Genomic DNA, 12,489 nt, shown 5'->3' on the forward strand with positions numbered 1-12,489 from the left:
CGTTTCAGGCTGAAGGCTCGCTGGAGTCTTCGGCACTGGGGCGGCGCTTTCTGCTGCCAACGGTCCCCACCGCCACAGACGCAATCAGCCCGACGACGAACAGCCACACTCCCAGGGCGAACACGAGGATGGCTGGGATGTGCCCGGGGCTAATGATGAGCCACGCCACCCCGACCACTGTTCCCACCCCACCCAGCCAGGTCATCGGCCGGGGCACTCGGTTGGCCGGGATGCGCAGGACCCAAGCGAGCACAAGTACGACGATCAGGGGGACCATGAGCAGGGCTAACGTCATGGGGATCATGCCGAAGCCGAGCCGGAAGTAGAGGAAAGCTCCGCCCACTGTCCCCAGCACCGCCGCCGCGAGGGTAAGCCGCCACGCGATGATGCCGCTCAAACGCCGCAGCTGCTGATCATCCAGGGGTTGCTCCATGCCACTAAGGCTATGCCACACCCGGTCCACCAGTGAAGAGTGCGATATGAGTTCACCGATTAATCGAGTGGCTTTCGTCGGCTATTCGATTAATGGGTGAACTCATATCGCAGTTACTTCCCGCTGATTCGGGTGGCCGCTAAACTCGTCCCCACATTCCCCACAGAGAGGTCCAGCATGAAGAACGTCTCGGTCCACGAGGTCCCCGCCGGAGTCCAGCTTGTCGACGTCCGCGAAGCAGACGAGTTCAGCGTCGATCACGCAGCAGGTGCCACGCACATCCCCCTGTCCGAGTTCACTGCCCGGGTATCCGAGATTGATATCGACCGTGACATCTACGTCATCTGCAAGTCCGGTGGCCGTTCGTTGCAGGCGAGTGAGTACTTGGAATTGGCCAAGGGCCTCGCACCGATCAATGTGCTGGGCGGGACGGATGCGTGGCGCGAGGCTGGCTTGCCCATGGAGTAACCCCTGGTTATTTAGTGGGCAAGCACCCACGGTTTAGCTTTTCCATCATTTGCGCTTACTATCAGAAGTATGGCGCAGAAGGTTGATTCCACCCAGGGCTCGGATTTGGTTCCCGTTTCTCTACTCGAGTCCCCCAGTTTCCAGTTGGAGCGACTCCGTCGTCGCACCCGCGATGAGGTGGAGGCGGCCTTAAACACGCAGTCGACGTCGCTGCGCGAGTACTGGGTGCTGGCCTGCTTGGTCGACCGGGCGGCGGCATCCCAGTCCGCACTGTCGGAGACCCTAGCCATTGACGCTTCCGACATGGTTCGCCTCATTGATTCGCTCGAGTCCCGTGGGTGGGCCAAGCGCGAACGCGACCCGAAGGATCGCCGCCGCCAGATCGTCTCGTCGACCAAGAAGGGCACGAAGGCGCAAACGCAGCTCGCGATACTAGTCACGCAAGCGGAGAACACTGCGCTCGATGAGTCCTCGAAGAAGCAGCTCAAACACCTGCGCAACCTCACTGTTGCGGTGTTGAGCACGGAGCTCGATGATACTGCTAGCGCCGCGGAACCCAAGGGGGCGTAGCGCACCGTGAGCATCCATAATGTGCCGCGCCAGTATCTGCGCGCGGGGGAAGCACCTGCCAAACGGACGCTGTATGAAATCCTCGCTGCGACGGCCGCTGCCCACCCGGAAGCCGCCGCATTGGATGACGGCGAGATCCTCACGTACTCCGAGCTCATGGAGTCCGTCGACGCCTGGGCCACTGAGTTGCATCGCAATGGCATCCGGCGCGGTGATCGGATCGGTATCCGCATGCGGTCCGGCAACCGGGATCTCTACCTGGCGATCCTCTCCACCATCGCCGCCGGTGCCGCCTACGTACCAGTTGATGCCGACGATCCCGACGAGCGCGCCGAGATGGTCTTCGGCGAGGCGGGCATCAATGGAGTGTTCACGGATGAGGGTTTTCGCATGCTCAAGCCGCGCGCGGGTGGCGATAAGCGTCGCCCGATGCTCGATGACATCGCCTGGATCATTTTCACCTCCGGTTCCACGGGTAAGCCCAAGGGTGTGGCCGTCACCCATCGTTCGGCGGCCGCGTTTGTCGACGCCGAAGCGCAGATGTTCCTCGTCGATTCTCCTGGAGGGCCCCTGGGCCCGGAGGATCGCGTTCTCGCGGGCCTGTCAGTGGCTTTCGACGCGAGCTGTGAGGAAATGTGGCTGGCCTGGGGGCACGGCGCCTGCCTGGTGCCCGCCCCCCGTTCGCTCGTGCGCTCAGGAATGGACCTCGGGCCGTGGCTTATCCGCCGCGACATCACGGTAGTTTCCACCGTTCCTACCCTCGCTGGTTTGTGGCCCGCCGAGGCGCTAGACAACATCCGCCTGCTTATCGTCGGCGGTGAGGCTTGCTCTCAGGAGCTGGTTGATCGCCTGGCCACCCCGGACCGCGAGTTGTGGAATACCTATGGCCCCACCGAAGCGACCGTCGTTGCCTGCGGCACCCAGCTGCATCCCGGTCAGCCGGTGTCCATTGGTCTGCCGCTGGCGGGGTGGAACCTCATCGTGGTTGATGCGAATGAGCAACCGGTCCGGGTCGGTGAGGTCGGCGAGCTCGTTATCGGAGGCGTCGGTTTGGCCCGCTACCTCGATCCGGAGAAGGACCGGGAAAAGTACGCCCCCATGCCGTCTGTCGGCTGGGCCCGCGCCTATCGCTCGGGGGATCAGGTCCGCTTAGAAGAGGATGGCCTCTACTTCGTCGGGCGGGTTGATGATCAGGTGAAGATCGGCGGCCGCCGCATTGAGCTCGGGGAGTTGGAGGCGAATGTCTCGGCGCTCCCCAACGTCTACAACTCGGCCGTCGCCGTCCAGACCACCGGAGCTGATCAAAAAGTCCTCGTCGCCTACGTGTCCTTGGAGCAAGCAGACCTCGGCTTCGATCACGATGCCGCCCACGAGCGCCTTGCCGAGTCCATGCCCGCCGCCCTCGTCCCACGGATCTGCGTGCTGGAGGAGCTTCCCATCCGCACCTCCGGCAAAGTTGACAAGGCCGCGCTCCCCTGGCCGCTGCCCGGCGTCGGCGTGGAGGCAAGCAACCTCAGCCCCACGGAGGAGTGGCTCGCGGAGCTGTGGGTCGATGTCCTGGGTACCTCCGTCTCGGACGCCGATGCCGATTTCTTCTCCCTCGGCGGCACCTCGCTCGCCGCGGCCACTCTCGTCGGCCGCATCCGCGAGCGGGTGCCCACCGTCGCGGTCCGCGATCTCTACGACCATCCGCGCCTCGGCGCGCTGGCGCTGACCGTGGAAGGTATCGCTGACTCCTCCGGAGTCTCGCTTTCCGACGCCTCCCCTGCCGAGCCACGCACCGTCGTCCCGGTGGGCGTCGATACGCGTGCCATACAGGTCGCCGTGCAGGTGGTAACGATGACACTCCAGGCTACGACCTGGCTGGCCTGGTTACTGTTGGGCTCCAACCTCGCCGCGCTCGCGGGCGTGGAGTGGGCGCGGCACACGCCGTGGTGGCTGGTCATCGCCCTGCTCGTCGTCTTCGCGACCCCCCTCGGGCGCCTACCCATCGGAGGTTTCGGCGCCCGCCTACTCACCTCCGGCATCGAGCCCGGAGAATACGCCCGCGGCGGGTCCACTCATCTGCGTATCTGGGCTGCCGAACGCTGGGCAGACGCCTCCGGCTCCCGCTCCATCGCTGGCGCCACCTGGGTGAATTACTATGCCCGCGCCCTCGGCGTGACGATGGGTCGTGGCGTCGATTTGCACTCCCTCCCGCCTGTGACCGGCCTGCTCACACTCGGTGACCACGTCTCGATTGAACCGGAAGTCGACCTCAGCGGCTACTGGGTGGACGGCGATGTCTTGCGCGTCGGCGCCATCGAGGTGCATTCGGAGGCCCGCATCGGCACCCGGTCGACACTGCTGCCGGGGACGGTCATCGGCGAAGACGCCCACGTCGAGGCCGGCTCCACCGTCACCGGCACGAAGACCATCAAGAAGGGTTCGCGCTGGTCCGGCTCCCCGGCGGTCAAGGTAGGCCGCTCGAAGCACCGCTTCCCCGACGAACACCCGCCCCGGCGATCCCGCTGGGTGCCCATTTACGGGTTGACCTCGATCCTGCTCAGCCTCATGCCCATGGTGGCCATCGCCCTTGGCGCCGCCCTGGTGCTGGTTCTCGTGGAGGTGACCGCCGGCAATCCCCTGATCGGCGCGGTGTTGTTCGCCCCGCTCGGCGCCCTAGTCGTGTTTGCTTTCTACCTGGCCACCACCTGGCTGGGGGTCCGCGTGCTCTCCCTCGGGCTGACCCCCGGGGTGACCCCGGTTCGCTCCCTCCAGGGATGGCGCCTGTGGAGCATCGAACGCCTCATGGATGATGCCCGCACCTACCTGTTCCCCCTCTACGCCAGCCAGCTCACCCCGCTCTGGTTGCGGTCGTTGGGCGCGACGATCGGTAAGGATGTCGAAATCTCCACTGCGGTGATGATCCCCTCGCTTACCGAAGTCCGCGACGGCGCCTTCCTCGCCGACGACACCATGATCGGCGGCTACGAACTCGGCGGCGGCTGGATGCTCACCGGCGAGACCCGCGTGGGCAAGCGCAGCTTCGTCGGCAACTCTGGCATTGCGGGTCCGGGCCGTAAGTTGGCCAAAAACTCCCTGGTGGCAGTGTTGTCCTCCACGCCCCGCAAAGCCAAAGCCAATTCCAACTGGTGGGGTTCCCCGCCGGAGCGCATGCGGCGGGTGACTGTCGCCGCCGACGGTGGGGATGCCCTCACCTACCGCCCAGGGACAAAGGTCAAAGTCCTCCGCGGGGTCGTCGAAACTATGCGCCTCCTGGCGCCGATGACCTCGGCGATGCTGCTCGCCGGAGTGATGGGCACGTTCCTCGTGCTGCTCGACCGCGCCGGGCTGTGGGCAACGTGGCTGCTAGGCGGCCTCGTCCTCATGTCCGCGGGTTTCCTCGCCATGGGCATCACCGTGGCGGTCAAGTGGGGCTGCGTCGGCCGTCACCGCCCCGGCGATCATCCCCTGTGGTCCGAATTCGTCTGGCTCAATGAGTTACAGGACACCTTCGTTGAAACCGTCGCCGGCCCCTGGTTCCTCATTCCCAACCTCGGCACCGGTGAGCTCAATATGGCGCTGCGTGCTCTGGGCGTGAAGGTCGGGCGCGGGGCCTGGATCGAGTCCTACTGGTTCCCCGAGACTGACCTTTGCCACGTTGGCAGTGGTGCGACCGTCGGCCCGGGCACCGTCGTGCAAACGCACCTGTTCCAGGACCGAGTCATGAGCCTTGACGTCGTTTCCCTCGGGGCGGGCGCCACCCTCGCCTCGCACTCCGTCGCCCTCCCGGCCGCCATGCTTGGCGACGCCGCGACCGTCGGACCCGGCTCCCTCGTCATGCGCGGCGACCGGGTCCCCGCCAATTCCCTGTGGCAGGGCAACCCGATCGAACCCTGGAAGCAGACCTAACCGAAGTTAGTCGCCGATCTGATCCCGCCCGCGCAGGACGATGAGCGGGTCGGGCTCCCCCACCAGCTCGTGATCCTTGTTGGTGTACTCGAACTTGGACAAGATGTAGCGCATCGCGTTGATGCGGGCGCGCTTCTTGTCATTCGACTTGATGGTCACCCACGGGGATTCGTCCGTATCCGTGTAGCGGAACTGCTCTTCCTTGGCGCGGGTGTAATCATCCCACTTATCCAGCGAGGCCAGGTCCATGGGCGAGAGCTTCCATTGACGCACCGGGTCCACCTGGCGGATGGCAAAGCGCGTGCGCTGCTCTTTCCGCGTCACCGAGAACCAGAACTTGGTCACCGAGATCCCCGAACCCAGGAGCATGTTCTCCAGCATGGGCACCTCCCGCAGGAACTCCGCGTGCTGAGACTCCGTACAGAAACCCATCACGCGCTCCACACCGGAGCGGTTGTACCAGGAGCGGTCAAAAAAGACGATCTCACCGGCCGCCGGGAAATGCGAGATATAACGCTGGAAGTACCACGACGTTGATTCACGCGGCGAAGGCTTCTCCAGGGCTACCGTGCGGGCACCGCGGGGGTTGAGGTGCTCGTTGAAACGCTTGATCGTGCCGCCCTTACCGGCGGCGTCCCTACCCTCAAAGAGAATGATGTGCCGCTGACCAGTGTCCTTGGTCCAGTTCTGCCACTTCAACAGCTCGATCTGTAAGGAACGCTTAGTCTTTTCATACTCAGCCCGCGACACCCGTTCGTCATACGGATAGTTCTCGCGCCAGGTTTCAATTGCAGTTCCATCGGGGCGAAGGAGCACCGGATCATCTTCGTCGGAATCATCCACGACGTAACCCTCGGTTTTTGCGAGGTCAATGACGGGGAGATCGTCGTCCTTGTGGTCAGCCATGCTTCTAATCCTAGACCGTCACTTCCCTTGACGTGCGGCGAAACGTAGCATCTCACTTCCCTTAGGTAGGACACAGCAAAAGGCTCCGACCCGTTGCGGGTCGGAGCCTTAAGAAAAACTCTGGGTCAAGTCCCAGCGGCTGAAAACTAGTTGATCAGGCCGATGAGGGAGTTGACGGCGCCGGCCCATTCGCCAGCGTTCTTCAGGAAGCCGAAGACGTAGGAAACGATGGTCGGGTACTTCTCGCCGTCGACCTCGAAGCCGGAGGACAGGCCGATCCAGGAATCAAAGATGTCGGTGGGCTCGAGCGGCTTCGGTGCTGCTGCGGCAATTGCCATGGGGATTCTCCTTGGGAGTATGAAAAGTGGGAAAGTACTTAGTGGATTGGCAGGATTTGCAAATCCGGGAAGAGCTTAAGTGCTCTTAGGCATCCTTGGAGGAGGTGAACTCCGCATTGGAGCTCAGGGTGCCAAAGTTGTCGAAGAACTCGACGATACCCTTAAGCAGAGCCGGGATCTCCTGGAAGGCCTTGCCGACGTTCTTGCCGAAGGTAGCGAAGTTGCCCAGGTTCTCCTGGATGAAATCGAGATCCATTATGTATGTCTCCTTGAGAGGAACCAGCCAGAAGCCGGTGCGAATTGACTCTTACTGACACCTCAGGGCGTCACGGGGATCATTCTTTCACAATTTGCAGGTTCGTCAAGCGCTATCTGGGACTATTTTCGCCGCCGCCGGACGTCACATTCCCGTCTCGTTAGCCTGCCCCCGCAAGCATTTCCCCTGGCCACGACCCTGACCTGCAGAAACATTTCATAACAGATTAACAAAAGACCACGTTTGCCCTCGGCTCGTAACGCTACCTCAGGCCTCGGCGATAAGATTCCTCGGTTCCATCGCCAACGCCACAGCTTATTTACCCCCATCCGGGGGCTTACCAGTAAACCTGACCCCTCCGACAGTAAGGCATCAAAGCAGCGCAACTACCACCGCACATAATTGGGAAACTATCAAAGGTTGCCCGCCCCACTGACCTACGGCACTAGTGCTTTTTCCCTAAAAACAAAAAGTAGCCCGTGGGGCAACATCCTGGACTAGGATGTCGCCCCGCAGGCTACTGCGGGCGAGGCTGGGTTAGAAGCCCATGCCACCCATGGCGTCGCCAGCGCCGTCCGGCATACCAGCGCCAGCCGGCTCCGGCTTGTTAGCCACAACTGCCTCGGTGGTGAGGAACAGGGCGGCAATGGAGGCGGCGTTCTGCAGTGCAGAGCGGGTGACCTTAACCGGGTCGTTGATGCCAGCGGCCATGAGGTCGACGTACTCGCCGGTTGCGGCGTTGAGGCCCTGGCCGGCGGGCAGGCCAGCCACCTTGTCAGCGACAACGCCGGCCTCGAGGCCCGCGTTGATGGCGATCTGCTTCAGCGGGGAAGAGAGGGCCTCGCGGACGATCTTGACGCCGGTGGCCTCGTCGCCGGTGAGGCCGAGGTCGTCGTCAAGCACGTGGGATGCCTGCAGGAGGGCGACGCCACCGCCAGCGACGATGCCCTCGTCGACGGCAGCCTTGGCGTTACGCACAGCATCTTCGATGCGGTGCTTGCGCTCCTTGAGCTCGACCTCGGTGGCAGCGCCGACCTTGAGCACTGCGACACCGCCGGCCAGCTTGGCCAGGCGCTCCTGCAGCTTCTCGCGGTCGTAGTCGGAGTCGGAGTTGTCGATCTCGGCGCGGATCTGCTTGACGCGGCCTTCGATCTGCTCGGGGGAACCGGCACCCTGGACGATGGTGGTGTCGTCCTTGGTCACGACGACCTTGCGGGCGGAGCCCAGCAGCGGCAGGTCGGCGTTCTCGAGGGTGAGGCCAACCTCTTCAGCGATGACCTGGCCACCGGTGAGGATGGCGATGTCCTGCAGCTGAGCCTTGCGGCGGTCGCCGAAGCCCGGAGCCTTGACGGCGACGGACTTGAAGGTGCCGCGGATCTTGTTCACCACGAGGGTGGAGAGGGCTTCGCCCTCGACGTCCTCGGCAATGATGAGCAGCGGCTTGCCGGACTGCATGACCTTCTCCAGCAGGGGCAGGAGGTCCTTGATGTTGGAGATCTTGGAGGAGACGAGCAGGATGTACGGATCCTCGAGCACAGCCTCGCCGCGCTCCAGGTCGGTGGCCATGTATCCGGAGATGTAGCCCTTATCGAAGCGCATACCCTCGGTGACCTCGAGCTCCACGCCGAAGGTGTTGGACTCCTCGACGGTGATGACGGAGTCCTTATTCACGTGGCCGTTGCCCACGGCGTACATGGCCTTAGCGATCTGGGCGCCGATGGCCGGGTCGGCGGCGGAGATGCCAGCGGTAGCGGCGATCTCTTCCTCGGTCTCGACCTCCTTGGCGGAAGCGAGCAGGGATTCGGTCACCTTAGCGGTGGCCTTTTCAATGCCGCGCTTAATGCCCATCGGGTTGGAGCCGGCGGCTACGTTGCGCAGACCTTCGCGCACGAGTGCCTGGGCCAGGACGGTAGCGGTGGTGGTGCCGTCGCCAGCGACGTCGTCGGTCTTCTTGGCGACCTCCTTGACCAGCTCAGCGCCAATCTTCTCGTAAGGGTCTTCCAGCTCGATTTCCCGCGCGATGGAGACACCATCATTGGTGATGACCGGGGCGCCCCAGCCACGCTCGAGAACAACGTTGCGACCCTTGGGGCCGAGGGTGACCTTAACGGCGTCGGCCAGCGTGTTCAGTCCACGCTCGAGGCCGCGGCGTGCTTCTTCGTCAAAGGCGATGATCTTTGCCATGTGATTGTGCTCCTTGATGTTATTTAGGACGACACTCACGTCTGCACTTCAAAAGGCGCCCGCGACGGCACGGTCGGCGAGTGTGAACCAACCTCAACCCCTGAAGTCATCATGTTTTCTGGCACTCAGTCTATTCAAGTGCTAGGTCCGTTTTTAGCACTCTCAGCCGCCGAGTGCAAAGTATTTCACGTTAGGGTGGTCTCCATGACTGACGTATCCCACCTTCGCACCCACATCCACGGCCAGCGCGAGCAAATCTTTAGCGACCTCTCCGCCCTGTGTTCCTTCAACTCCGTCCACAACGAGCCGGGCCACGAGCAGGACAATGCCGCGGCCGCCGAGTGGACACGTCAGGCGCTTATCGACGCCGGCCTCACCGTCACCACCCACCTCACCGCCGACGGTTCCACCGCCGTCATCGGCCGCCAAGAGCCCGGCGAGGGCATGCCGACGGTCCTGCTGTACTCCCACTACGACGTCGTCCCCGCCGGCGATCCCACAAAGTGGACCTCCGATCCCTTTACCCTCACCGAGCGCGACGGCCGCTGGTACGCCCGCGGTGCGGCGGACTGCAAGGGCAACCTCGCCATGCACCTGGCAGCCCTGCGCGCCGTCACCGCCGCTGGCGGCACTCGCCTTGGCCTCATCGTCCTCGTGGAAGGTTCCGAGGAGCGCGGCGGCGAGGGCCTCGACCACCTCCTGCGCACCCAACCGGAGCTGTTCCGCGCCGACGCGATCATGATCGCCGATACGGGCAACGCGGCCGTCGGCACGCCGACCTTGACCACTTCCCTGCGCGGCGGCGCGCAGGTCACCGTTACCGTCGACACCCTCCGCGCACCGCTACATTCCGGCGGCTTCGGCGGGGCGGCGCCCGACGCCGTGGCGGCGCTGGTCCGCCTGCTCGACAGCTTGCGTGACGATGCCGGCCGGACGGTGATCGACGGCGTCGATACGCACACAAAATGGGAGGGTGAACCCTACGAGGCCGCCACCTTCCGCGCTGATGCGGGCATCCTCGACGGAGTCGACATCATGGGCACGCGTGACGACGCCCCCGCCGACATGGTGTGGGCCCGCCCCGCAATCACCATCACCGGCTTCACCTCCACCCCCGTCGCCGAGGCCGTCAACGCCGTGCCCGCCACCGCCCAGGCAAAGCTCAACCTGCGCGTTCCCCCGGGAATGGATGCCGCCGACGTCGCATCGAAGTTGAACGCGCACCTGCACGCCCACGTGCCCTGGGGCGCGCACCTGACCGTCGACATCGACGACATCAACCAGCCGTTTAGCACCGACACCGCCGGACCCGCCCTCGGACTTCTGCGCAGGTGCCTCGCCCGCGCCTACGAAACGGACAAAGCGGCAACCATTGGCACCGGCGGCTCCATCCCGCTGACCCTGGCCCTGCAGGAAACCTTCCCCGATGCGGAAATCGCCCTCTACGGCGTCGAAGAGCCGCTGACCACCATCCACTCTCCCGACGAGTCAGTCGACCCCACCGAAATCGAGCACATCGCCCTCGCCGAAGCCACCTTTTTAATGGAGTTCGGCGGCTAGGGGTTGCGCGATTTTGTGACAGGCGTTACTGTCGCAGTGTGACTTACAAATTCCTTGCTCTTCAGCGAGTAGCGAAGGCTACCAACCCCAACGCGGCATAGGGACTGACTCCCCGCGTATGGGGCAGTAGTCGTTATTCCACCCGCACCAAGAAGAGTCGGTCCATCCCCCTTCCTCTCGAAGAGCCCCGAAAAGGATCGACATGTTTAAGCACACCACCCAGGAACCCCGCACCCAGGCCACCCAGGTCGAAGATCCCTTCCATACTCGTTTTGGCAGCCATCTTCCCCGGGAACTGCGCGAAGAAGCCTCCGGCATGACCTGGTCGCTGTTCAGCGCCATCTACGCCCCGCACGCCGACATCCGCATCAACCGTCTCGATTCCATCCCGGGCCGCGGCGGCACTCAGCACTTCACCGCCGAGCTGACGTTCCTGTCCAAGACCGAGCCGCCGTTCACCGCCGGGCACACCATCGACACCATGGGCACCGCCTCCGCCTGCACCCACCTGCTCGCCGACGCCGGCCGCCACGTCGAGATCCACGCCTTCCACCAGGTCGAGCTCTTCGAGGCCACCGCCACCTTCGTCAAGGTCGCCCACCAAACCGCCGACCGGCGCACCGCCTGGGCCATGGGCTTCGGCCCCACTCCGGCCGCCTCCATCGCCGCCGCACTCTCCTCCGGCGCCCAGCGCATCTACGGCTAACCCAGCACGTTCATGCTCCAGCGCTTAAAGTGCTGAAGCATGAACGAGGTCGGGGGGCCACTCATCTCACTGCGGTCGAGTCCACGTGGTGTGCGCCAGAAAGTAGCGTCTTCCGGCGACTACCTCAAGCTAGCGCCCGCCACCTACATCAGCCGGGCCGACTACTTCCGGCTCCCGCGGGAGGACATGGTGCGCGCCCGGGCGATGGCGTGGGCGGGGGCGCGGCCGACGTCTGTCATCGCCGGACTCTCCGCCGCCGCCCTCCACGACTACCCGCTACCGCAGTGGATATCCTCCGAACCCATCGAGCTATCCCTGCCGAACTACCACAGCTCGCGTCCGATGAGCGGCCTGCGCCCGCGCCATCACCCGCCCGCCCTGCAGGAAAGGACGGTGTGGGTGCGCAATCGTTTCGGCCTGGCCCGGGCCACCGATCCCCTCCTCTCCGGACTCGACCTCGCCCGCTGGCACCGCCGCCACCTGGGAGTCCAGGCGTTAGACCAGGGCTTGAGGCGGGGGCTGTTTTCCTCCGATGAGCTGGCCAGCTTCGTCACCGGGCTCGGTCCCCTCAGCGGGATCAAGGTGTTGCGACAGGTGGCCCGGCAAGCCACGCCCTTCTCCGACAGCCCCCGCGAGTCCATGCTCAAGTCCTATTTGTTCGACGCCGGCCTACCCGCGCCCCACCAGCAAGCGAAGATCTTTCACCGCTCGGGAGCGATGCTCGGGCGCTTCGACTTCTTCTGGCCCGAAATCAGCTTCGCCGTGGAATACGACGGCCAGGGCAAGTACCTCGGCGAGTTTGGCACTGACCGAGAGGAGGCGGTGTTCAACGATTTGCACCGCCAGCACTCCTTGAGCAACGTGGGCATCACGATCTTCCGGGCGAACAAGTTCAACTTCCCCGACGGCAGCGCCATCGAGGGGATTCGGGAACTGTACCGGCTGCTATCCATGCGTAATTTGCCATTCGTTAACGGCCGGTGGGAGAGCGCCGGGTTGGCGTGGCGGTGAATTTAGTTCAGGTCGGGATCAGGGCGTCGCGAGGACGGGGTGGCTGCCAAAATTCTCTAGAATGAATCATATGACCATGCGTTTCCCCAGGTCGTGGCGAATCGGATTTCACATTCTAGAGAATTTTGGCAGGGTGCCGCTGGAACCAACCCCTCCGCCAGAG

11 protein-coding genes are annotated in these 12,489 nt (G+C 64.0%); 6 read left to right on the forward strand and 5 right to left on the reverse strand.

The window, feature by feature from the left end; all coding sequences use genetic code 11:
- Nucleotides 1–4: 4 nt before the first annotated feature.
- On the reverse strand, nucleotides 5–433 hold the full coding sequence (locus CATRI_RS11615; RefSeq protein ID WP_290217749.1) for a hypothetical protein: 429 nt from the start codon (nucleotides 431–433) through the stop codon (nucleotides 5–7).
- A gap of 177 nt (nucleotides 434–610) precedes the next feature.
- Between CATRI_RS11615 and CATRI_RS11620 the strand changes: the two genes are divergently transcribed.
- The 3 genes from CATRI_RS11620 to CATRI_RS11630 all read left to right on the forward strand — a co-directional run bounded on the left by CATRI_RS11620 (nucleotide 611) and on the right by CATRI_RS11630 (nucleotide 5,365).
- The gene (locus CATRI_RS11620; protein ID WP_290217751.1) at nucleotides 611–901 is read left to right on the forward strand and encodes a rhodanese-like domain-containing protein; all 291 of its coding nucleotides are present in this window, start codon (nucleotides 611–613) and stop codon (nucleotides 899–901) included.
- A gap of 69 nt (nucleotides 902–970) precedes the next feature.
- Nucleotides 971–1,471: a MarR family winged helix-turn-helix transcriptional regulator gene (locus tag CATRI_RS11625; protein WP_290217753.1), complete on the forward strand. Its 501-nt coding sequence runs from the start codon at nucleotides 971–973 to the stop codon at nucleotides 1,469–1,471.
- 6 nt (nucleotides 1,472–1,477) lie between these two features.
- Entirely contained in the window at nucleotides 1,478–5,365 is a 3,888-nt protein-coding gene (locus tag CATRI_RS11630; protein WP_290217755.1) for a Pls/PosA family non-ribosomal peptide synthetase, read from the forward strand.
- A 6-nt stretch (nucleotides 5,366–5,371) separates the two neighbouring features.
- Here the strand turns inward: CATRI_RS11630 and ppk2 are convergent, their stop codons facing one another.
- The 4 genes from ppk2 to groL all read right to left on the reverse strand — a co-directional run bounded on the left by ppk2 (nucleotide 5,372) and on the right by groL (nucleotide 9,049).
- Nucleotides 5,372–6,271, reverse strand: coding sequence for a polyphosphate kinase 2 (gene ppk2 / locus CATRI_RS11635; protein WP_290217757.1), 900 nt, complete (start codon nucleotides 6,269–6,271; stop codon nucleotides 5,372–5,374).
- Nucleotides 6,272–6,417: 146 nt separating this feature from the next.
- Complete coding sequence (locus CATRI_RS11640; protein WP_290217759.1) at nucleotides 6,418–6,609, reverse strand: PorA family porin; 192 nt, start codon at nucleotides 6,607–6,609, stop codon at nucleotides 6,418–6,420.
- An 85-nt stretch (nucleotides 6,610–6,694) separates the two neighbouring features.
- Nucleotides 6,695–6,865, reverse strand: coding sequence for a PorH family porin (locus CATRI_RS11645; RefSeq protein WP_290217761.1), 171 nt, complete (start codon nucleotides 6,863–6,865; stop codon nucleotides 6,695–6,697).
- Between the two features lie 537 nt (nucleotides 6,866–7,402).
- A complete protein-coding gene (gene groL, locus CATRI_RS11650; protein WP_290217763.1) occupies nucleotides 7,403–9,049 on the reverse strand; it encodes a chaperonin GroEL in 1,647 nt (548 codons plus the stop codon).
- Nucleotides 9,050–9,253: 204 nt separating this feature from the next.
- Here groL and CATRI_RS11655 point away from each other — a divergent pair, with 204 nt between their 5' ends.
- The 3 genes from CATRI_RS11655 to CATRI_RS11665 all read left to right on the forward strand — a co-directional run bounded on the left by CATRI_RS11655 (nucleotide 9,254) and on the right by CATRI_RS11665 (nucleotide 12,326).
- Nucleotides 9,254–10,609 (forward strand): dipeptidase, encoded by a 1,356-nt coding sequence (locus tag CATRI_RS11655; protein ID WP_290217765.1) that lies wholly within the window; start codon nucleotides 9,254–9,256, stop codon nucleotides 10,607–10,609.
- Between the two features lie 202 nt (nucleotides 10,610–10,811).
- Entirely contained in the window at nucleotides 10,812–11,315 is a 504-nt protein-coding gene (locus CATRI_RS11660; RefSeq protein ID WP_290217767.1) for an acetyl-CoA acetyltransferase, read from the forward strand.
- Between the two features lie 90 nt (nucleotides 11,316–11,405).
- The gene (locus tag CATRI_RS11665; protein ID WP_290217769.1) at nucleotides 11,406–12,326 is read left to right on the forward strand and encodes a hypothetical protein; all 921 of its coding nucleotides are present in this window, start codon (nucleotides 11,406–11,408) and stop codon (nucleotides 12,324–12,326) included.
- Nucleotides 12,327–12,489 lie beyond the last annotated feature (163 nt).

It is taken from the genome of Corynebacterium atrinae (assembly GCF_030408455.1).
GTDB classification, from domain to species: Bacteria; Actinomycetota; Actinomycetes; order Mycobacteriales; family Mycobacteriaceae; genus Corynebacterium; species Corynebacterium atrinae.